Annotated in this window: 19 protein-coding genes and 3 pseudogenes; 10 read left to right on the top strand and 12 right to left on the bottom strand. The window is 75.5% G+C overall.

What is annotated here, in order from left to right; all coding sequences use genetic code 11:
• The 4 genes and pseudogenes from BJF88_RS19175 to BJF88_RS12735 all read left to right on the top strand — a co-directional run.
• Positions 1 to 87 (top strand): annotated as a pseudogene (locus BJF88_RS19175) (metal ABC transporter permease); the annotation flags it as partial.
• Positions 88 to 200: 113 nt separating this feature from the next.
• Positions 201 to 653, top strand: a complete 453-nt coding sequence (locus BJF88_RS12745; RefSeq protein ID WP_075829076.1) for a DUF779 domain-containing protein — start codon at positions 201 to 203, stop codon at positions 651 to 653.
• A gap of 150 nt (positions 654 to 803) precedes the next feature.
• Complete coding sequence (locus BJF88_RS12740; protein WP_158068939.1) at positions 804 to 1,532, top strand: aromatic acid exporter family protein; 729 nt, start codon at positions 804 to 806, stop codon at positions 1,530 to 1,532.
• On the top strand, positions 1,529 to 1,858 hold the full coding sequence (locus BJF88_RS12735; RefSeq protein WP_075829074.1) for a hypothetical protein: 330 nt from the start codon (positions 1,529 to 1,531) through the stop codon (positions 1,856 to 1,858). The genes BJF88_RS12740 and BJF88_RS12735 overlap by 4 nt, the downstream gene beginning before the upstream one ends.
• A gap of 40 nt (positions 1,859 to 1,898) precedes the next feature.
• On the opposite strand, the gene BJF88_RS12730 is transcribed toward BJF88_RS12735, so the two are convergent.
• The 4 genes and pseudogenes from BJF88_RS12730 to aceA form a co-directional block, all read right to left on the bottom strand.
• Positions 1,899 to 2,486 carry a hypothetical protein gene (locus tag BJF88_RS12730; protein WP_075829073.1) on the bottom strand — a complete coding sequence of 196 codons (588 nt, stop codon included), beginning with the start codon at positions 2,484 to 2,486 and terminating at the stop codon, positions 1,899 to 1,901.
• A 134-nt stretch (positions 2,487 to 2,620) separates the two neighbouring features.
• Positions 2,621 to 3,439, bottom strand: a complete 819-nt coding sequence (locus BJF88_RS12725; protein ID WP_075829072.1) for a hypothetical protein — start codon at positions 3,437 to 3,439, stop codon at positions 2,621 to 2,623.
• A gap of 158 nt (positions 3,440 to 3,597) precedes the next feature.
• Positions 3,598 to 5,170, bottom strand: a pseudogene (gene aceB / locus BJF88_RS12720) (malate synthase A).
• 246 nt (positions 5,171 to 5,416) lie between these two features.
• Positions 5,417 to 6,733 (bottom strand): isocitrate lyase, encoded by a 1,317-nt coding sequence (gene aceA / locus BJF88_RS12715; protein ID WP_075829078.1) that lies wholly within the window; start codon positions 6,731 to 6,733, stop codon positions 5,417 to 5,419.
• A 261-nt stretch (positions 6,734 to 6,994) separates the two neighbouring features.
• Here aceA and BJF88_RS12710 point away from each other — a divergent pair, with 261 nt between their 5' ends.
• Positions 6,995 to 8,491, top strand: coding sequence for a helix-turn-helix transcriptional regulator (locus BJF88_RS12710; RefSeq protein ID WP_075829071.1), 1,497 nt, complete (start codon positions 6,995 to 6,997; stop codon positions 8,489 to 8,491).
• Between the two features lie 72 nt (positions 8,492 to 8,563).
• The gene (locus tag BJF88_RS12705; protein WP_158068938.1) at positions 8,564 to 9,007 is read left to right on the top strand and encodes a DUF3060 domain-containing protein; all 444 of its coding nucleotides are present in this window, start codon (positions 8,564 to 8,566) and stop codon (positions 9,005 to 9,007) included.
• Positions 9,008 to 9,194: 187 nt separating this feature from the next.
• Here BJF88_RS12705 and BJF88_RS12700 read toward each other — a convergent pair whose 3' ends face one another.
• The 7 genes and pseudogenes from BJF88_RS12700 to BJF88_RS22225 form a co-directional block, all read right to left on the bottom strand.
• Positions 9,195 to 10,406 (bottom strand): acetyl-CoA C-acyltransferase, encoded by a 1,212-nt coding sequence (locus tag BJF88_RS12700; protein ID WP_075829077.1) that lies wholly within the window; start codon positions 10,404 to 10,406, stop codon positions 9,195 to 9,197.
• Positions 10,407 to 10,476: 70 nt separating this feature from the next.
• Positions 10,477 to 11,175, bottom strand: a complete 699-nt coding sequence (locus BJF88_RS12695) for a CoA transferase subunit B (protein ID WP_187346227.1) — start codon at positions 11,173 to 11,175, stop codon at positions 10,477 to 10,479.
• 1 nt (position 11,176) lies between these two features.
• Positions 11,177 to 12,087 (bottom strand): annotated as a pseudogene (locus BJF88_RS12690) (CoA transferase subunit A).
• 122 nt (positions 12,088 to 12,209) lie between these two features.
• On the bottom strand, positions 12,210 to 13,505 hold the full coding sequence (gene nhaA, locus BJF88_RS12685; protein ID WP_075829069.1) for a Na+/H+ antiporter NhaA: 1,296 nt from the start codon (positions 13,503 to 13,505) through the stop codon (positions 12,210 to 12,212).
• Between the two features lie 156 nt (positions 13,506 to 13,661).
• A complete protein-coding gene (locus tag BJF88_RS12680; protein WP_075829068.1) occupies positions 13,662 to 14,228 on the bottom strand; it encodes a DUF1697 domain-containing protein in 567 nt (188 codons plus the stop codon).
• The gene (locus BJF88_RS12675; protein WP_255372005.1) at positions 14,225 to 15,397 is read right to left on the bottom strand and encodes an amidase; all 1,173 of its coding nucleotides are present in this window, start codon (positions 15,395 to 15,397) and stop codon (positions 14,225 to 14,227) included. The genes BJF88_RS12680 and BJF88_RS12675 overlap by 4 nt, the downstream gene beginning before the upstream one ends.
• Entirely contained in the window at positions 15,394 to 15,639 is a 246-nt protein-coding gene (locus BJF88_RS22225) for an amidase family protein (protein ID WP_255372004.1), read from the bottom strand. Before BJF88_RS22225 ends, BJF88_RS12675 begins: the two co-directional genes overlap by 4 nt.
• A 261-nt stretch (positions 15,640 to 15,900) precedes the next feature.
• Between BJF88_RS22225 and BJF88_RS12670 the strand changes: the two genes are divergently transcribed.
• From BJF88_RS12670 to BJF88_RS12660, 4 genes are all read left to right on the top strand, one after another.
• Positions 15,901 to 16,521 (top strand): PadR family transcriptional regulator, encoded by a 621-nt coding sequence (locus BJF88_RS12670; RefSeq protein ID WP_075829067.1) that lies wholly within the window; start codon positions 15,901 to 15,903, stop codon positions 16,519 to 16,521.
• On the top strand, positions 16,518 to 18,179 hold the full coding sequence (locus BJF88_RS12665) for a DHA2 family efflux MFS transporter permease subunit (RefSeq protein ID WP_255372003.1): 1,662 nt from the start codon (positions 16,518 to 16,520) through the stop codon (positions 18,177 to 18,179). Before BJF88_RS12670 ends, BJF88_RS12665 begins: the two co-directional genes overlap by 4 nt.
• A gap of 240 nt (positions 18,180 to 18,419) precedes the next feature.
• Positions 18,420 to 18,857, top strand: a complete 438-nt coding sequence (locus BJF88_RS23685) for a PIN domain-containing protein (protein WP_369824599.1) — start codon at positions 18,420 to 18,422, stop codon at positions 18,855 to 18,857.
• The gene (locus tag BJF88_RS12660) at positions 18,773 to 19,813 is read left to right on the top strand and encodes a PhoH family protein (protein WP_369824598.1); all 1,041 of its coding nucleotides are present in this window, start codon (positions 18,773 to 18,775) and stop codon (positions 19,811 to 19,813) included. The genes BJF88_RS23685 and BJF88_RS12660 overlap by 85 nt, the downstream gene beginning before the upstream one ends.
• A 36-nt stretch (positions 19,814 to 19,849) precedes the next feature.
• Here the strand turns inward: BJF88_RS12660 and BJF88_RS12655 are convergent.
• A partial coding sequence (locus BJF88_RS12655; protein WP_139316059.1) for an FUSC family protein occupies positions 19,850 to 20,618 on the bottom strand: 769 nt, incomplete at its 5' end.

Here is a 20,618-nt window from a genome sequence, read left to right as displayed (position 1 = left end):
CTGTCCGCGCCCGTGGTCGGCACGTACCTCGTGCAGCGGCGGCGCGTCCTCCTCGGCGACGGCATCGGTCACGTCGCGCTCACGGGGTCCCGCCCGCCGCCGAGCACGGGGTTGACGTCGTTCTGAGCGTCATCACGGCACCGACCTCGTGCTCGGCAGCGAGCGACGTCGTTCTCGTCCGTCCCCGCCAGGAGGTCCCCGTGCCCGACGACGCCCGCTCGCCCGATCTCGTCGCGCCACCCGCGCGGGTCGCGCTGACCGACGCCGCCGCCGCGCTGCTCGCGAGGCTGCGCACGACCCACGGCGAGCTGATGTTCCACCAGTCCGGCGGCTGCTGCGACGGGTCGTCGCCCATGTGCTACCCGCAGGGCGACTTCCTCACGTCCGACGCCGACGTCCACCTCGGCGACCTCGTCGTCGACACCCAGGCAGGCGCGGCGGCGGGCACCACGGCGGGGGAACCGTTCACCGTGCCGGTCTGGATGAGCCGCGCCCAGTTCGAGTACTGGCAGCACACGCACCTGACGATCGACGTCGTGCCCGGCCGCGGCGCCGGCTTCAGCGTCGAGGCGCCCGAGGGCGTGCGGTTCCTCATCCGGTCGCGCCTGCTCACCGACGACGAGTGGGAGGGGCTGAGCGGCGTCCGCCGCTGAGGACACGCGACGTGTGCCACGCCACGCTGCACCCGGCCTGCGAGCCTCCGCGACTCTTCGCAGGATGGGGCCATGCCGACCATCCGTACCGCGCCCGACGCGTCGACCGCGCTCCGGCGCAGGGCCTCCAGCGTGGTACGCACCCTCTCCGTGCACCAGCCCACCTGGTCGACGGCGTTCCGCACCGGCATCGCCGCGGGGCTGGCGTGGTGGGTGGCGTGGCTGCTGGCCCTCGCCGTGCCCGACCCGTTCGCCGACTACCGGTACTACGCGCCGCTCGGGGCCGTGGTCGCGACGTCGTCGACGGCGTCGCGGTCCGTGGGGCAGTCGATCCGGGCGACGCTCGCGATCGTCGTCGGCGCCACGGCGGCGGCGCTGCTGGACCGGCTGCTGCCGGTCGACTCGCTGACCATCGCGGTCACGGTCATCGTGGCGAGCCTCCTCGCCGCGTGGCGCACCCTCGGGGACATGAGCCAGTGGACGGTGACGTCGGCGCTGTTCGTGCTCGTCATCGGGGGCACGCAGGACCAGTCGGACTACATCCTCGCGTTCCTCGGACTCGTCGTCCTCGGTGCCGCCGTCGGCGTGCTCGTGAACCTCGTCGCCCCGCCGCTGCCGCTCGGCCCGTCCGAGGCCGCGCTCGACCAGCTCCGCGACGTGCTCGCCGACCAGCTGGAGGCGCTCGCGGGCGGCTGCACGGCGACCGGGCACCGCGCGCCGACGAGTGGGAGGAGCGTCGTCGCGCCGTCGACCCGGCGGTCGACGGCGCGCGCCAGGCGGTCGACCACGCGCGCGAGGCGCAGCAGCTCAACATCCGCGCCCGGCGGAACCGGGAACGGCTGCAGCGGCAGCAGAACCGGTCCGAGCGCCTGCTCATGACGACGTCGGTCGTCACCGACCTCGTGCGGATCCTCACCGAGGGGGAGCGCGAGGACGTCGACAACCAGGTGCTCGGCGCGCACCTGCGGCACCCGGCAGGCGAGGCGCTGAGCGCGCTCGCCGTCGTGGTCCGCGACGGGGACGACGCGGACCGCGGCCCGGCGTACGAGGCCGTGCACGCGCTGCGCACGTCCCTGGCGCACGAGCGGTCGCACGGGACGGGCGACGACTACCTGGCTGCCGGCGCGATGGTGCTCGACATCGAGCGCGCCCTCGAGGCGAACCGCTCCACCCGGGAGCCCGCGGACGACGAGAGCGAGGGGTGAGCACGGCTTGCCGGGTCGGGCGTCGACGTGCGTGGCGGTCTCAGTCCGCGGCCTCGAGGTGCACGGGCGGCACGTCGCCGGGCGCGAGCCGCCACACCCCGTCGGCGCCGGCGGGCACGGCGACGCACAGGGACCCGACGAGCGTCGTCTCCCAGGTCACGGCGCCCGTCGTGACGAGCTCACCCGGAACCGCCCCGCACGTCGCGGTGTGCTCGACACCCGTCGTGTCGACGAAGGTGAGGCGGACCGCCTCGCCGTTCTCGACGCTCGCGCTCCCGTCGCCCCAGAAGTACGCCGCGACGGGGACGACCCAGTATTCCGTGCCGTCCGGGGGAGGCACGTTCGCCGGGTCGGCGGCAAGGATCTCGGCGGTCGCGTCGCGGGGGGTGCCGAGCGTGACGTCCCACACCGGGGCGTAGACCGTGACGCCGACGGGCCACGGGTCGTCGAGCGTGCCGGGCGCGGACGAGTCCGCCCAGACCTCGGACCACGCGTCGTCGTCCCAGGTCCCCTCCGCGAGGTCGTCGGGCGACACCAGCAGCGCCTCGCCGTTCTCGACGGCGTACGACACGGCGAAGGACAGCGTCGCGGCGACGACGAACGCGGCCGCGCCGGACAGCGTGCCCACTACGACGCGCCGTCGCGTCGTAGTGGGCCGCCGCTGCGGCGGTCGAGGCCGTCCGCTCGGGGGCGGCGGAGAGACCTGGAAGGGATCGGTGCGCGCGTCGGCCTGCACGGCCGGGGCAGGTGGCGGGGTCATCGTCAACTCTCCGTGGACAGGTAGATGGGCATCGACCCGCCGACGGTGACCCTCCAGATCCCGTCGGCCCCGAGGGGGACGGTCACGCACAGGCGCCCCTCGGCCGTCTCGCCGGGCGCGACGTCGGGAGCGTTGGCGAGCGCGGCCGGGACGGCCCCGCACCCGTCGGAGTGCACCACGCCGGACGGGTCGACGAACACGACGTCGACCTGGTCGGACGGGTCGGCAGAGGGCAGGTGCCCGGTGTAGGTCGCCGCGACGGGCACGATCCAGTACTGGCTGCCGTCCGGGGGGCCGACGTTGGCCGGGTCGTGCGCGAGCACCGGGGCCGTGCCGTGCCACGGCGTCCCGACCTCGATGTCCCACCGGTCGCCCGTGTAGGCCGCGTCGAACGGCCAGGGGTCCGTGGGCCCGCCGCCGTCCGGGTAGTCCGCCGGGTCGGCGCGGTCGACGACGACGCCCGGCTCCGACGTCGCGCGCGGCGCCCGCACGTGGTCGGCACCGGAGGTGCCCTCCTCGGTCGCCGGGTCGGGCGTCTCGTCGGTGGACTCGTCGAGCGTGTCGTCGAGAGCCTGGCCGGTCGTCTCGACGGCGGGCGTCGCGTCCGTCGGGCCGGGGACCGTCCGACCGAGCCAGACCCCGGCCCCCACGCCGAGCGCGAGGCCGACGACCGCGGTGACGACCCCGACCGTCGTCGCCGAGGGCCCGCGCGCCGGGAGCGGGGGCAGGGGCGGTGGGGGCGACGGTGCCCGCGGTGGCGCGAACGGCTCGAGCGCAGGGGGCGCGGACTGTCGGGTCGGCGGGGCGAAGAGGTCGCTCACGTGCGGCTCCGTGGCTCGGCGAGATAACGTGCTCGCCCGGTCGACCTCGACGTGCGGCGCGCGAGCGGATCCTCCCACACCGCCGAGGTGCCTCTCGACGGCGACGCGGCCTCGCCCGTCCCGGTGGTGCCGCCGGGACGGGCGAGGCCGCCGTCGGGTCAGGGCTGGTCGACGTCCGAGCCCACGAGGAACCGGGAGTACGCCCCGACCGTGAGGAACGTCGGGAAGTCGTCGCCGAGCGCGACGGCGCGGAACACCGCGGCGGCGTCGTCGACGCGGTTCCCCGCGGGGCGGGGCAGGTCCTCGACGACCTCGGCGAGCAGCGCCTCCACGCGTGCGCGGGTGATCGGCACACCGTTCTCCGTGCGGGTCCCCGACGCGATCCACTGCCAGACTTGGGACCGGGAGATCTCCGCGGTCGCGGCGTCCTCCATGAGGTGATCGATCGCCGCGGCGCCCACGCCGCGGAGCCAGGACTCCACGTAGCGCACGGCGACCGAGACGTTCGAGCGCAGCCCGGCCGCCGTCACGCCCGCACCGTCCCGGCGGGCCGAGCCGACGTCGAGCAGCTCGTGCTGCCCGACGCGCACGTCGTCGCGCTGCCGCGCCACCTGGTGCGGCGCGTCGCCCAGCACCGCGTCGAACTCGGCCCGCGCGACGTCGACGAGGTCGGGGTGCGCGACCCACGTCCCGTCGAACCCGTCCGTCGCCTCGCGGCGCTTGTCGGCGCGCACCTGCTCGACGGCGCGCGCGGTGACGTCGGGCCGGCGGCGGTCCGGGATGAACGCGCTCATCCCGCCGATCGCGTGCGCGCCCCGCCGGTGGCACGTGGCGACGAGCAGCTCGGTGTACGCGCGCAGGAACGGCGCGGTCATGGTGACCTGCGCGCGGTCGGGCAGCACGTACGTCTCGCCGCGGGCGCGGTACTCCTTGATGACGGAGAACAGGTAGTCCCAGCGGCCGGCGTTGAGGCCGGCGCAGTGCTCGCGGAGCTCGTGCAGGATCTCCTCCATCTCGAACGCGGCGGGCAGCGTCTCGATGAGCACGGTCGCGCGGACGGTGCCCCGCGGGAGCCCGAGATGCTCCTGGGCGAGGAGGAACACGTCGTTCCACAGCCGCGCCTCGCGGTACCCCTCGAGCTTCGGCAGGTACAGGTACGGCCCGCGCCCGCGCTCGACGAGCTCGCGCGCGTTGTGGAACAGGTACAGCCCCGCGTCGACGAGCGACGCCGACGCGGACACGCTCATGCCGGCCCGGTCGACGTAGGTCAGGTGCTTCTCGACGAGGTGCCACCGCGCGGGCGGAAGACGATGGTCGGCAGGTCGGTGAGCGTGGTCGAGCGCAGGCGGTACTGCTTGCCCTCGGCCGTGGTGTGCGTGAGCGTCCCGCGGATCGCGTCGTGCAGCGCGAGCTGCCCCTCGACGACGTTGCGCCACGTGGGCGACGACGCGTCCTCGCGTCCGCGAGCCACACCTTCGCGCCCGAGTTGAGCGCGTTGATCGTCATCTTCGGGTCGGTGGGGCCGGTGATCTCGACGCGCCGGTCCTCCAGCCCGGGTGCACCGGCCGAGCCGGCGACGCGCCACGTCGGGTCGTCGCGGACCGGGCGGGTCGCCGCGCGGAAGTCGGGGTCGATCCCGTCCGCGACCTCCTGGCGCCGCTGCTGCCGGTCGAGGAGCAGCTCGTGGCGGCGGGAGAGGAACCGGTCGTGCAGCAGGGTGAGGAAGTCCAGGGCCTCGGGCGTGAGGAGTCGCGGTAGCGCGGGCCGAGCGCGCCCTGGACGCGCAGGGCGCCCGACGGCGCGTGGCTGGCCGGGGCCGCAGGCGTGGTGGAGGTGTTCGGTGGGGTCGGCGTGGTGGTGGTGCTGAGGGTGGACATGTCTGCTCCGGGCGGTCGGTCCGCGAGATAGAACCCCCGGCGTCGAGGTAGAGCTCCGCGAGCTCTACCTCGACGCCTCCGGTTCTACCTCGCGAGCTGGTCAGTGGAACTGGGCGGTCTCGGTGGAGCCGGCGAGGGCGAGGGTGGCGGCGTCGGGGTTCAGAGCCGTCGCGACCCGGTCGAAGTACCCCGTGCCGACCTCCCGCTGGTGGCGGGTGGCGGTGTACCCGTCGGCCTCGGCGGCGAGCTCGGCCTCCTGCAGCTCGACGTAGGCGCTCATGGCGCGCTCGCGGTAGCCGCGCGCGAGCTCGAACATCGAGTGCGCGACGGCGTGGAAGCCGGCCAGCGTGATGAACTGGAAGGCGTAGCCCATCGCGGCCAGCTCCTTCTGGAAGCCGGCGATCTGGGCGTCGTCGAGGTGCCGGCGCCAGTTGAACGACGGCGAGCAGTTGTAGGCGAGCTTCTTGCCCGGGTGCTCGGCGTGCACCGCCTCGGCGAAGCGCCGCGCGAGGTCGAGGTCCGGCGTGCCGGTCTCGACCCAGAGCAGGTCGGCGTACGGGGCGTACGCGAGGCCGCGCGCGACGACCGCGTCGAAGCCCGGGCGCACGCGGTGGTAGCCCTCCGCCGTCCGCTCGCCCGTGAGGAAGGGGCGGTCGCGCTCGTCGACGTCGGACGTCAGCAGGTCCGCGGCGAGCGCGTCCGTGCGGGCGACGACGACCGTCGGCACGCCCGCGACGTCGGCCGCTAGCCGGGCCGCGTTCAGCGTCCGCACGTGCTGCGCCGTCGGGACGAGCACCTTGCCCCCCAGGTGGCCGCACTTCTTCTCCGACGCGAGCTGGTCCTCCCAGTGCACGCCGGCGGCACCTGCGGCGATCATCGCGTGCATGAGCTCGTAGGCGTTGAGCGGTCCGCCGAAGCCGGCCTCGGCGTCGGCGACGACGGGGGCGAGCCAGTCCCGCTCCGGCCGCCCGGACTCCGCCGTCTCGACCTGGTCGGCGCGCAGCAGCGCGTTGTTGATGCGGCGGACGACGGCGGGCACGGAGTTGGCGGGGTACAGGGACTGGTCGGGGTAGGTCTGGCCGGAGAGGTTGGCGTCGGCGGCGACCTGCCACCCCGACAGGTAGATCGCCCGGAGCCCGGCGCGCACCTGCTGCACGGCCTGGTTGCCGGTGTACGCGCCGAGCGCGGGGACCCAGTCCTCGGTGTGCAGCAGCTCCCAGAGCCGCTCGGCGCCGCGACGTGCGAGCGTGTGCTCCTCGCGCACGGACCCGCGCAGCGCGACGACGTCCTGAGCGCTGTGGTCGCGCCGCAGCCCGGACCAGCGGGGGTCCGTGGCCCACGCGCTCTCGATCTCCTCGGCGGTCTGCGTCTGGTCCCCGGGGCGCGCGCGGCCCGGGCGGCCCGCCGGCCCCGGCATGGCGCCCGGACCGGCGGGGGAGAGGCGGCGGGAGCCACCCGCGTACTCGGACGGGGAGCGACGGCTGACGATGGTGGGCCTGTTCACGGAAGTCCTCCTGGTGCTGTGCCGGCCGCGTCGCGCGGGCCGGTCGTGGCGGGACCTCGACGAGGTCGTGGATCGACCTTCGTGCCGGCCGGGTGCCGTGCTCAAGGACCTCCTGAGCGAAAGAAACGCGGATCTTCTGTTGTCGGCAAGCAGTGACGTGTGTCACCGTCAGTCATGGCAATCCCGACGACGAGACCCGGTGGCCCGGCGGAGCGTGCGCAGCTCCCGCTCGAGCGCGAGCCGGACGCGCTGACGATCGGCCGCCGCATCCGGCACCTGCGCACCGTCCGCGGCATGACGCTCGAAGAGCTCGGCGCGGCGATCGGCCGCGCGCCGTCGCAGGTCTCCCTCCTCGAAAACGGCCGCCGCGAGCCACGGTTCAGCCAGCTCCAGGCCGTGGCCCGTGCGCTCGGCGCGAGCCTGGACGACGTCCTCTCGCCGGAACCGCCCTCACGCCGCGACGCGCTGGAGATCGAGCTGGAACGCGCCCAGCGCGGGCCGCTCTTCGAGTCGCTCGGGCTGCGGCCCGTGCGCGTCGGCAAGTCGCTGCCCACGGACGCGCTGGAGACGATCGTCGCGCTGCGACGCGAGCTCGAGCGCCTGCACACCGAGCGCGCCGCCACCCCGGAGGAGGCCCGGCGCGCCAACGTCGAGCTGCGCGCGACGATGCGGGCGCAGGACAACTACTTCCCCGAGCTGGAGGGCGCGGCCGCCGAGCTGCTCGCCGGGGTCGGGCACACGGGCGGGCCGCTGCCGCAGCGCGTCGCCGCCGACGTCGCCGCGCACCTCGGCTTCACGCTCCACCACGTGCCCGACGTCCCGCACTCCACGCGCTCCGTGCTCGACCTGCGGCACCGGCGCGTGTACCTGCCGAGCGACCGGATGCGCGGACGGTCCAACCCGACGTCGGCGCTCCTGCAGGCTCTCGCCCCGTACGTCCTCGGGCACGCCGAGCCGCAGGGGTACGGCGAGTTCCTGCGCCAGCGCGTCGAGGCGAACTACCTCGCCGCCGCGATCCTGCTGCCGGAGCGGGCCGCGGTGAAGGCGCTGCGCGCCGCGAAGGACGCGCGCGCGATCTCCATCGAGGACCTGCGGGACGCGTTCGCCGTCTCCTACGAGACCGCCGCGCACCGCTTCACCAACCTCGCCACGCGCCACCTCGGCATCGGCGTGCACTTCATGAAGGTCCACGATTCGGGTGTGATCCACAAGGCGTACGAGAACGACGGCGTGCGCTTCCCCGCGGACGCCCTCGGCGCCGTGGAGGGCCAGCACGTGTGCCGCAGCTGGACGGCGCGCACGATCTTCGACGCCGAGGACCGGCTCAGCCCCTTCAGCCAGTACACCGACACCCCGGCCGGCACGTACTGGTGCACGAGCCGCGTCCAGGACGGCGCGGACGGGCTGTTCTCGGTGAGCGTGGGCGTGCCGTTCGCGCACGTGCGGTGGTTCCTCGGGCGCGACACCACGCGGCGGCTGGCGTCGCGCTGCCCCGACGAGGCGTGCTGCCGCCGCCCGCCGGAGCAGCTCGCCGAGCGCTGGGCCGGCCAGGCGTGGCCGAGCGCGCGCCCGCACGCGTCGATGCTCGCGGCCATGCCCGCGGGCGCTTTCCCGGGCGTGGACCAGACCGAGGTCTTCTCGTTCCTCGAACGTCACGCCCCGCCCGTGTGACGCGCGCCACGGGACGCCGTGCCGGCGGTGCCTCGTGCTGCGTCGCGGGGGCCGGCTTCCTACGCTGACCGGGTGCGCCGACCCCTGACGACCGTGACCGCCGCGACGGCGGGCCTGCTCCTCGCGCTCGCGACGTCCGCCTGCGGCTCGTCCGACCCCGAGGGGCCCACCGCGACGGTGACCGAGACGGTGACGACGTCGGCACCGGACGACCGTGCCGACGCCGACGACGACGCCGTCGGCGAGGATCCCGGGACCGGCGACGGAGCCCGCGACCCCGCGGACCGGCAGGTGTACGCCGAGCACGGCACGCGCGACGTCGACCTCGACTGCGCGGGCGGTGCCGTCGAGATCACGGGCAACGACAACGGCGTGGACGTCGTCGGCGACTGCCTGTCCGTGATCGTCACCGGGCACGGCAACGACGTCGACGTCGAGACGGACGAGCTGGAGAGCCTCGAGATCTCCGGGAACGACGCGGTGGTCGACGTCGAGGGCACGTCGGGACGGTGCTGATCTCCGGGCACGGGGCGAGCGTCTCGACGGGCGGCGTCGACGACGTCCGCACGAGCGGCAACGGCAACCGGGTCGAGTACGAGTCCGGCCCGCGCCCGCGGTCGACGACGGCGGCGACGGGACGACCGTCGTGCAGGACTGACCGCCCGTCCGCCCGTCCGCCCGTCCGCCCGTCCGCCGAGGAGCCTCAGGCCTCGAGCAGCAGCGCCTCGCCCTGGCCGCCTCCCCCGCACAGGCCCACCGCGGCCCGCCCGCCGCCACGCCGCGCGAGCTCGTGCGCCGCGTGGACGGCGAGCCGCGCCCCGGACGCCCCGATCGGGTGCCCGAGGGAGATGCCCCCGCCCTGGGCGTTGACGACCTCCGGGTCGACGTCGAGCACGCGCGTCGAGACCGCGACGACCGTGGCGAAGGCCTCGTTGATCTCGACGACGTCGAGGTCGCCGACGTCCCAGCCCGCGCGGTCCAGCGCCTGCCGGATCGCGCGCGCCGGCTGCGAGTGCAGCGACGTGTCGGGCCCGGCGACCTGGCCCCACGTGCGGACGGTCGCGAGCACGGGGCAGCCCTCGCGCTCGGCCCGGACGCGCGTCGTGAGCACGAGCGCCGCCGCGCCGTCGGAGATCTGCGACGCGTTGCCCGCGGTGATGGTCCCCTCGGGGTCGAACGCCGGCCGCAGCCGCGCGAGCGCCTCGACGGTGGTGTCCGGACGCACGCCCTCGTCCTCGCGCACCTCGACGGGCTCCCCGCGGCGCTGCGGCACGCTCACCGGGGCGAGCTCCGCGTCGAGCAGGCCGTCCTTCCAGGCGGCCGCGGCGCGCCGGTGCGAGGCGGCCGCGACCGCGTCCTGCTCCTCGCGGGACACGAACACGTCACCCGTGTTGGTCCGCTCCGTCGACAGGCCCATCGACTCCCGGTCGAAGGCGTCCGTGAGGCCGTCCCGCGCCACCGCGTCGGCGAGCGTCGCGTCGCCGTAGGCGAAGCCGGCGCGCGCGCCCGGCAGCAGGTGCGGCGCGTTCGTCATCGACTCCTGGCCGCCGACGAGCACGACCTCGGCCTCGCCGGAGCGGATCAGCCGCGTGCCGTCGATCACGGCGGTGAGCCCCGACAGGCACACCTTGTTCACGGTCACGGCGGGCACGTCCCAGCCGACACCGGCGCCCACCGCGGTCTGCCGGGCCGGGTTCTGGCCGGCGCCCGCCTGGAGCACCTGACCGACGACCACGGCGTCGACGACGTCGGCGCCCAGGCCGGAACGCTCGAGGGCCGCGCGTGCGGCGACCGCGCCGAGCTCGACGGCGCTCAGCGGGGCGAGGGCCCCGCGCAGGCGCCCCTGCGGGGTGCGGGCGGCGGCGACCACCACGACGTCGTCGGGACGCGCGGGCGCGAGAGGAGCGGTGCTCATGACGGGACCTCCAGGGGTGCGGACGGCGGTGTCGGCGACGGCGCCGAGGGGTGCGGCGCCGCGGTGCACCTCACGCTACTCCGGCGGCACCCGGGCCGGGCGTGGCGGTCCCCGACGCCGCGAGCGGGGCCGGGTCGAGCGCGACGAGCAGCTCGGGTTCCGTGGCGGCGCGGACCTCGTCGACGCTCACGCCGGGCGCCGTCTCGCGCAGCACGAGGCCGTCGGGCGTCACGTCGACCACCGCGAGGTCCGTGACGACCCGGTGCACGACGCCTCGGCCCGTGAGCGGCAGCGAGCAGGTGCGCAGGATCTTCGGGGACCCGTCGCGCGCGACGTGCTCCATGAGCACGATGACGCGCGCCGCGCCGTGGACGAGGTCCATCGCGCCCCCGGGGCCCTTGACCATCTTGCCGGGGATCATCCAGTTGGCGAGGTCGCCCGCCGCGGAGACCTGCATGCCGCCGAGCACGGCCGCGTCGATCTTGCCGCCGCGGATCATGGCGAAGCTGGTCGCCGAGTCGAAGACCGACGCCCCCGGCAGGAGTGTCACGGTCTCCTTGCCCGCGTTGATGAGGTCGGGGTCGACCTCGTCCTCGGTGGGGTAGGGGCCGACGCCGAGGATCCCGTTCTCCGACTGGAGCACGAGGTGGCGGCCGGCCGGGACGTGGTTCGGCACGAGCGTCGGCAGCCCGATGCCGAGGTTGACGTACCAGCCGTCCTGGAGCTCGCGCGCGGCGCGCGCGGCCATCTCGTCGCGGGTGAGGGCCATCTCATGCCCCCGTCGTCGGCGGGACGGCGGGCGTGGTGCCCGACGCCGCGGGGGCGGGCCGGGCGGTCGTCGTCGCCGGGGCGTCCGCCCGGACGGTGCGGCGCTCGATCCGCTTCGGCGCGTCGGGCCCGACCTCGACGACCCGGTGCACGAACACGCCGGGCAGGTGGACGGCGTCGGGGTCGATCTCGCCCGGCTCGACCAGCTCCTCGACCTGGGCGACGCACACCCGTCCCGCCGTCGCGGCGAGCGGGGAGAAGTTGCGGGCCGAGCGGTGGAACACGAGGTTGCCGTGCCGGTCGCCGCGCAGCGCGTGGACGAGCGCGAAGTCCGTCGTGATCGCCTCCTCGAGCACGAACTCCGCCTCCGCCGTGAAGGACCCGTCGGGCCGGCGCGGCCCGACGCCGAACGTGCGGACCTCCTTCGGCGAGCTCGCCCGCGCGACGCCGCCCGCGCCGTCGTACCGCTGCGGCAGCCCGCCCTCGGCGACCTGCGTGCCCACGCCCGTGCGCGTCCAGAACCCCGCGATCCCGGCGCCCCCGGCGCGCAGCTTCTCCGCGAGGGTGCCCTGCGGCGTGAGCTCGAGCTCGAGCTCGCCGGAGAGGAACTGCCGCTCGAACTCCTTGTTCTCCCCGACGTAGGAGCTCGTCATCCTCCGGATCCGGCCGGCACCGAGCAGGAGGCCCAGGCCCCAGTCGTCGACGCCGCAGTTGTTGCTCACGACCCACAGGTCGCGCGTGCCTGCGCGAGCAGCGCCTCGATGAGCGCGACCGGGTTGCCGCACAGGCCGAACCCGCCGACGGCGAGCGAGGCGCCGTCCGGCACGTCGGCGACCGCGTCGGCCGCGGACGCGACGACCTTGTCGAGGCCGTGGCGCACGGGTGGGGGAGCGGGCGGGCTCGTCAGGCTCATGGCGCGACCTCCTCGTCGGGCCGCCGCCCGGGGGTGGTGGACGGCGGCGCACCGTCCGCGCGGCCTCGGTGCCGCGCGGTCCACGACGATCATGCCGCGCCGGGCGGCGTCCCGGCGAGCGCTCAGTGCTCGAGGCGGTCCTTCGCGTCGCCGATGAAGTCCGTGACGTCGTCGGGCAGGTCGTCGCGGTTCATGTCGTTCGTCCGGGCACGGCGCGCGTCCCAGCGCAGCGCGAACGCGGCGAGGGCGGCGGCGAGCGTGGAGGCGGCGAGGATCGCGATCTTCGCGCCGTCGGTGTGCTCGGCGTCGGGGAACGACAGCTCGGCGATGAGGAGCGAGACGGTGAACCCGATGCCCGCGAGGAGCGCGACGGGCAGCAGGTCGCGCACGCCGATGCCGGACGCGAGCCGCAACGGGGTGAAGCGCGTGACGAGCGCGGTCACGCCGAGCACGCCGACGAGCTTGCCGATGACGAGCCCCAGGACGATCGCGAGCACGACGGGCTGCGTGAGGACCTCGCCGACCGGCGTCTCGCCGCCGACGATGGACACGCCCGCCGCGAAGAACGCGAAGACGGGCAGCGCGATCCCCTGCGAGAACGGCCGGATCGTGCGCTCGAACCGGTGCGTGCGGGACTCGCTCTCGCCGTGGACCGCGAGGGCCGGGACCGTGAAGCCGAGCAGCACGCCGGCGATCGTGGCGTGCACGCCCGACTCGTGCATGAACGCCCACGCCACCGCGGCGACGGGCAGCAGCAGCCACCATCGCGTGCGCCGCATCCGCACGAGGACGGCGTACAGCGCGACGGCGACGAGCGCGAGGCCGAGGTAGGCCCACTGGAGGTCGGCCGTGTAGAAGATCGCGATGATGACGATCGCGAGCAGGTCGTCGACGACGGCGAGCGTGAGCAGGAAGGTGCGGATGGCGACGGGCAGGCCGCGGCCGAAGACGGCCAGCACGCCGAGCGCGAACGCGATGTCGGTCGCCGTCGGGATCGCCCAGCCGTGCAGCGCGCTGGTGTCGCCGGTGACGAGCAGGACGGCGGTGAAGATGATCGCCGGCACCGCCATCCCGCCGACGGCGGCGAGCATCGGCACGCCGGCCTGCTTCGGGTTGCGCAGGCTCCCGGCGACGAACTCCTGCTTGAGCTCGACGCCGACGACGAAGAAGAAGATCGCGAGCAGGCCGTCGGCCGCCCAGGCCGACAGCGACAGGTCGAGGTGCAGCGGGGAGGACGGGCCGACGACCGTGCTCGACAGCGTCTCGTACGCCTCGCGCCACGGGGAGTTCGCCCACAGCAGGGCGAGGAGCGCTGCCCCGATGAGGAGCGCCCCTCCGGTCGTCTCGCGGCTCGCCCACCGCCGCAGAGGGCCGGGGGCGGACGACGACGGGGACGTGGCGGGGGACGCAGCAGTCATGGTTCTCCTGGTGTCGGGAGGGGAGGCGGCCTCACGGGTCGCGGACGAGACGCCGACCAGACTTCCCGGCACACCGCCCACGATCTTACGCGGCGCACCGTCGCGATGCCCGGCCCGTCCGGGGTGCGGTCGCCCACACCGCCGGCGTGCCTCGCCTCAGGACCCCGGCGCCTCGACCTCGCGCGCCGTCGCCAGCAGCCGCGTGACGGTGTTCCAGTTCCGGCCCGTCACCGGCGTGCCCGCGGCGCGCGCGAGCGCTGTCGTGGTGAGCCGCGACCGGCCGATCCCGTCCGGGTAGGTGACGTACAGCACGCCCTGCGCGGCGGCGATCTCCTCCGGTCCGGCGTGCTCGGCGGCGAGGCGCGCGACGCCGTCCGCGTCGACGTCGCGCTCGCCGACCAGCACCTGCACGCGGGCCGGGGTCTCGCGCGCGGTGCCGGTGAACGGGTTCGCCTCGAGCACCTCCGCCAGGCGCTCCGTGGCGAGCACCGCGACCGTGGCGTCGACGCCGAAGCGCTCGGCGACGCCCGCACGCACGAGGCGGCCGACGTCGTCGGCCGACGTGGCTCCCGAGGAGCCCGCGGCGACGACGAGGTTCCCGCTGTTGACCACGGTGCGGCCGCCCGCGAACCCGAGCTCGGCGGACAGCGCGCGCAGCGCGGTCGAGGGGACCGAGCGTCCCCCGACGTTGACGGCGAACAGCAGGGCGACGTACGCGGTCATGCGTGCTCCGGCGGCCGGCGGTGGGCCCAGGGCGCGGCCTCCTCGAGGCGTGCCGCGAGCGCGAGCAGCAGCGCGTCCGCGCCGTGCGCGGCGCCGAGCATCACCCCGACGGGCAGGGTCGTCGTCGTGCCGGATCCGTCCGTCACGACGGCCTCGCCGAGGGGGAGGCTCACGGCGGGTCGGCCGGTGAGGTTCCACAGGCTGGTCCACGGCGTGAAGGCGGTCTGCGCGGCGAAGTCGGCGGCGGGGTCGTCGTCGAGGCGCTGGGACCCCACCGGCGCGGGCGGCTGGGCGAGCGTCGGGGACAGGACGACGTCGACGTCCGCCCACGCGGCGGCGACGTCGCGCGTGAGCCGCTGCACGTCGGCGACCGCGGTCGCGTACTGCGCGCCGGTGGCCGCGCGGCCGCGCTCGCGCAGCCAACGGGTCAGCGGGACGAGCCGGTGCTCGTCCTCGGCGGGCACCGGCGCGAGCAGCGCCCCGACGGACCACAGCGCGGCGAACGCGTCCCAGCGCTCGGCGGCGAACGGCGGCCCGAGCTCGACGACGTCGTGCCGGCCGACGCGAGCAGGGCCGCGGCCTCGCGCGCGGCCGCGACGCACGCCGGGTGCACCGGTGGCGTCGGGGGCGATCACGGGGTCGAGGAGGAGCCCCACCCGCAGCGGTCGGGTCGCCGCGCCGGTCGCGGCGAGGAACGTCCCCGGTGCCTCCCCGGTCCACCAGGCCGAGGTCGTGCCGCCGCGGTGCGCCGTCCCCGGCACCGGGCCCGCGACGAACGTGTCGCCCGGCCACGGACGCGCCAGCACGTCGAGGAAGGCCGCCGTGTCGCGCACCGTCCGGGTGAGGACGCCGTGCGTCGCGAGCCCCGCGCCGTCGACGCCGACCGGGCCCGGGCTGACGCGTCCGCGCGACGGCTTGAGACCCACGAGGCCGCACGCGCTCGCCGGGATGCGGATCGACCCGCCCCCGTCGCTGCCGTGCGCCACGGGGACCACGCGGGCGGCGACCGCCGCGGCCGCGCCGCCGCTCGACCCGCCGGCCGAACGGCCCAGGTCCCACGGGGTGCGCGCGGTCGGCCCCACGTCGGGCTCGGTGTAGCAGGGCAGGCCGAGCTCGGGCGTGCTCGTCTTGCCGACCATGACCGTGCCGGCCTCGCGCAGGAGCGTCACGACGCCGTCGTCGACGGGGCCGTGACCGTGCCGAGGGCGGCGGATCCGGCGCGCACCGGCACGCCGGCGACGAGGTTCAGGTCCTTGACCGGGCACGGGACGCCGAGGAACGGCGGCAGCGCGCCCGGCTCGCCGGCGGTCCCGTCGCGCCGCGCGGCGACGAGCGCCGACTCGGCGGCGGACGCCTGCGCACGGGCCAGGTCCTCGGCGAGGACGACGAACGCACCGACCCGTTCGCCCACGCGCGCGCGGCACCGAGCGTCGCGTCCAGGACCTCGGTGGGGGACGTCTCGCCGACGCGCAGTGCCTCGGCGAGCGCGGTGGCGTCGAGCTCCAGGAGGTCCGCGGTCGTCATGGACCGACGGTAACGCGCCGCGCCGCCGACGGCAGGCGTATGCTCCGTACGGAATATTCCGAGCGGGAGTCTTCGCCTGTCGAGAGAGCTCCCGCGCGAGCGCCGCTCCCGGCGGCGACCGCCTGCCCCTACCTCCCAAGAGGACGACGTGCCCGCTCCTGCGCTCAGCCCCGCCGCGACGCTCGTGCTCAGCACGCTGCGCGACGGGCCCTCGCACCCTTACGAGATGCTCGCGACGCTGCGCCGGCGCCGCGACGACCGCCTCGCGCGGCTCACCCCGGGCGCGGTCTACCACGCCGTCGACCGGCTCGAGCGGGACGGCCTCGTGGAACCGGTCGCCGTCGACCGCGAGGGCAACCGGCCCGAGCGCACGACGTACGCGGTCACGGACGCCGGGCTCGCCGCGCTCGCGCGACGCACGCGCGAGCTCGTCCGCGAGGTCGTGCCCGAGCACCTGCCGTTCCCCGTCGGCCTCGCGCTCGTGCACCACCTCGGACGGGACGACGCGGCCGCGCTCCTGCACGAGCGGCGCGACGCGCTCGTCGCGGCCGTCGCGGGGGTGCGCGAGCACCTCGACGGCCTCGTCTCGCGCGGCCTGCCGCGCCGCTACCTGCTCGACGCGACGTTCCAGCTCGACCGGACGGACGCCGAGATCGCCTGGATCGACGCCACCCTCGCCGACCTCGCCTCCGGTGCGCTGAGCTGGACCGAGCAGCCCGGTCCGTCGTTCCGCGCGTCCGCCCCTGCCAGCACCCAGGAGACCCCGTGACCACTCCCGCCGCCTCTCCCGCCACCTCGCGCGCGGGCGTCGTGCCGCTCGTCGACCTTCAGGGGCGCAGCGCCTGGAGCGTCCTGCCGCCGCTCATCCTCGGCTTCTTCATGATCATGGTCGACACCACGATCGTGAACATCGCGGTCCCCACCCTCCAGCGCGAGCTCGACGCGGGCCTTGTCGCCGTGGGCTGGGTCAACAGCGCGTACCTGCTGTCGTACGCCGTGCTGCTGCTGCTCGCGGGCCGCCTCGGCGACCGGTACGGCCCCAAGCCGGTCTTCGTCGCCGGGCTGGTCGTCTTCACGCTCGCGTCGGCGTGGTGCGGGCTGTCCGGGACGATCGGCATGCTGATCGCCGCGCGCGTGGTGCAGGGGATCGGTGCGGCGCTGATGACCCCGCAGACGATGGCGATGATCACGCGCGTGTTCCCGGCGACGCAGCGCGGCGCGGCGATGGGCCTGTGGGGGGCCACGGCGGGCGTCGCGACCATCGCCGGCCCGTTGCTCGGCGGCGTGTTCGTCGAGACCTGGGGCTGGGAGTGGATCTTCTTCGTCAACGTCCCCGTCGGCCTCGTCGCGCTGTGGCTCGGTCTCGCGCGCCTTCCCCGCCTCGCGACCGCCGCGCGCTCCTTCGACGTCGTCGGGGTCGTCCTGTCCGTCGTCGGCCTGTTCGCGGTCGTGTTCGGGCTCCAGGAGGGCGAGACGTACGACTGGGGCACGATCACCGGGCCGGTCACGGTGTGGGGGGTGATCGGCGCCGGGCTCGTGGTGCTCGGCGTGTTCGTCTGGTGGCAGCGCCGGCTCGGGGACGCGGCGCTGCTGCCGCTGCGCCTCTTCCGCTCGCGCACCTTCTCGCTCGCGAACGTCGCGGGGATGTCGGTCTCGTTCGCGATGATCGGGATCTTCTTCCCGCTGACCCTCTTCCTCCAGTCGATCCTCGGCCTGTCGCCGCTGCACGCGGCGCTCGTCAACCTGCCGGGCTCGCTCGTGTCCGGCGTCGTCGCGCCGCTCGCCGGCAGGCTGTCCGACCGCGTGCCCGCGAAGTGGGTCGTCGCGACGGGCTTCGCCGTCCTCGCGGCGGCGGTGGCGTGGCTCGCGGCGGCCGTCGGTCCGGACGTCCCGGTGGGCACCGTCGTCGCCCCGATGACGCTGTTCGGCGTCGGGACGGGCTGCGTGTTCTCGCCGCTGGCCAACCTGGCGACGTCAGGGCTCGACCACCGCACCGCGGGTGCGGGCGCGGGCGCGTTCAACACCACGCGCCAGGTCGGCGGGGTCGTCGGCTCGGCTGCCGTCGTCGCGACCCTCACCGCGCGCCTGTCCGTGACGCTGCCCGCGGCGGCGCAGGACGCGGCCGCGGCCCTGCCCGAGCGCTTCCGCCAGCAGTTCGTCGACGGGTTCACCGGGGCGGGGGCGTCGCTCGACGGCGCCGGGGCGCCGCCGCTGCCCACCGGCGTTCCCGACGACGTGGCGCGGCAGGTCGCGGACGCCGCGTCGGCCGCGTTCCACCAGGCTTCGCGACCGCCGCCGGGCAGACACTCGCGCTCACCGCGGCCGTCCTCGTCGTGGGCCTCGGGTGCGCCCTCGTCATGCCGCGCCGGCACGCCGAGCACTGAGCGATCCGGGCGCGACGGCGTCCGCCGGGCGGGCCGGCGGTGAACTCCGGGTTAAACCTGGCGCGACACGTGGCGCGGGTCTGGTGGTGCGAATCACACAGGCGTAGTTTCGGTGGTGACGGGCGGCACCATCGCCGCCCTCCGGGAGGCCAGCCGATGGGGTTCACGCTCCGCTCAGGAGGGCCGGCACCGGCGCTGCTGAGCCGTGGCACCTGCGGCCCAGCGGCCGGTAGCCCGCCACACCCTGGAAGAGCACGGCGCCCGCGCGCCGGAGGGGAGCTCCGTGGTCCGCACCTCACCCACCCCCACCGCTGGTTCGTCACCCACGTCCCACCCCGGCCCGTCGTCCGGCGGGCCCGGCAGCACGACCCGCACGTTCGTCGTCGACACCTCGGTCCTGCTCAGCGACCCGCGCGCGATCCTGCGGTTCGCCGAGCACGACGTCGTGCTGCCGGTCGTCGTGGTGACCGAGCTGGAGGCCAAGCGTCACCACGCGGAGCTCGGCTACTTCGCGCGCAGCGCCCTGCGCATGCTCGACGACCTGCGCGTCCGGCACGGGCGCTGGACCAGCCCCTCCCGGTCGGCGACGCGGGCGGCACGCTGCGCGTCGAGCTCAACCACACCGACCCGGCCGTCCTGCCCGCCGGCTTCCGGCTCGGGGACAACGACACCCGGATCCTGTCCGTCGCGGCCAACCTCGCGTCGGAGGGGCACGACGTGACGGTCGTGTCGAAGGACCTGCCCATGCGCGTCAAGGCGTCGGCCGTCGGCCTCCGCGCCGAGGAGTACCGCGCCGAGCTCGCCGTCGACTCCGGCTGGACGGGCATGAGCGAGATCGACCTGTCGGACGAGCAGATGGGCGCGCTGTGGGAGCACGAGTCCCTCGAGCTCGCCGGCCTCGACCCCGAGGTCGTGGAGGCGGCCGGGCCGCTGCACTGCCACACGGGGCTCGTGGTGCACTCGCCGCGCGGCTCCGCGCTCGGGCGCGTCACCGCCGACAAGCACGTCCAGCTCGTGCGCGGGGACCGCGAGGTCTTCGGCCTCCACGGCCGCTCCGCCGAGCAGCGCGTCGCGATCGACCTGCTCCTCGACGACAGCGTCGGCATCGTCTCCCTCGGCGGCCGTGCAGGGACCGGCAAGTCGGCGCTCGCGCTGTGCGCGGGGCTGGAGGCGGTCATGGAGCGGGGCCAGCACCGCAAGGTGGTCGTCTTCCGGCCGCTGTACGCGGTGGGCGGGCAGGAGCTCGGATACCTGCCGGGCTCCGAGTCCGAGAAGATGAACCCGTGGGCCCAGGCCGTCTACGACACGCTCGGCGCGCTCGTCTCGCCGCAGGTGCTCGACGAGGTGATCGACCGCGAGATGCTCGAGGTGCTGCCGCTCACCCACATCCGTGGCCGGTCGCTGCACGACGCGTTCGTCATCGTCGACGAGGCGCAGTCCCTCGAGCGGAACGTCCTGCTCACCGTGCTCTCGCGGATCGGGCAGTCGTCCCGCGTGGTCCTCACGCACGACGTCGCGCAGCGTGACAACCTGCGCGTCGGACGGCACGACGGCGTGGCGGCCGTCATCGAGGCGCTCAAGGGCCACCCGCTGTTCGCCCACGTCACGCTGACGCGGTCGGAGCGCTCGCCCGTCGCGGCGCTCGTCACCGAGATGCTGGAGTCGATCGAGGTCTGACCCCGGTCGGCGGACCGACCGGGTCCCACCGCGGACCTACCGCAGTCCTCCCACGACGGGGGACGGCACCGGCCGACGGTGGGCGTGCACGAGCACGACGGCGAGCACGCCCACCACGGCGCCGATCACCGTGCCCGCCGCGCGGTCCAGCGCGAGCGCCGTCGGCGCGGCCGGATGGGCGAGCGAGGTCATGAGCAGTGCCATGGGCGTGATCGTGAGCATCGCGAGGCCGTAGTGCCGCGCCACGACGACCTCGGTCACGGTCTGCAGCGCGACGACGACGGCCGCCGTGCCCCAGAACCCCAGCGGAGCCGCGAGCAGCGGCCAGGCGAGCGCGGCGCCCGCGACGGTCCCGGCACCGCGCTGCAGCGCCCGGACCACGGCGGCCCGCGCGGTGCTGCCCTGCAGCACCGCGGTCGCGCCCATGGTGGCCCACGCAGCATGACCGAGCCCGACGGCGCTCGCGGCGGCGCCGGCGACGACACCCGCCACGGCGACGCGCCCCGTGGCCAGCCGCCAGCCACCCGCCAGGGCGGCTCGGGCCTGGGCGCGCAGCGTCGTACGGCGGGCCGTGCCCGACGCCACGCCGGGCACGCCTGCGTCGTCGAGGGCACGCTCGACGGCGTCGAGCTCGTGCTCCAGCTCCCGGGCGGCCGCGCGGGGGCGCCGCCACGACAGGTCGTCGGCCACGGCCGCCCGAGCCCCCGCGACGGCGGCGCGCGCGAGCTCGGCGGCGTGCGGGGTCGAGGTGTCGTGCGTGCCGTCGAGCGCGGCGCGCGCGGTCCACGGCCCGCCGCCACGGCGA

It is taken from the genome of Cellulosimicrobium sp. CUA-896 (genome assembly GCF_001942335.1).
Lineage (GTDB): Bacteria > Actinomycetota > Actinomycetes > Actinomycetales > Cellulomonadaceae > Cellulosimicrobium.
The sequence above is the reverse complement of the archived record's forward strand: the minus strand, read 5'-3'. Positions and strand labels throughout refer to the sequence as shown.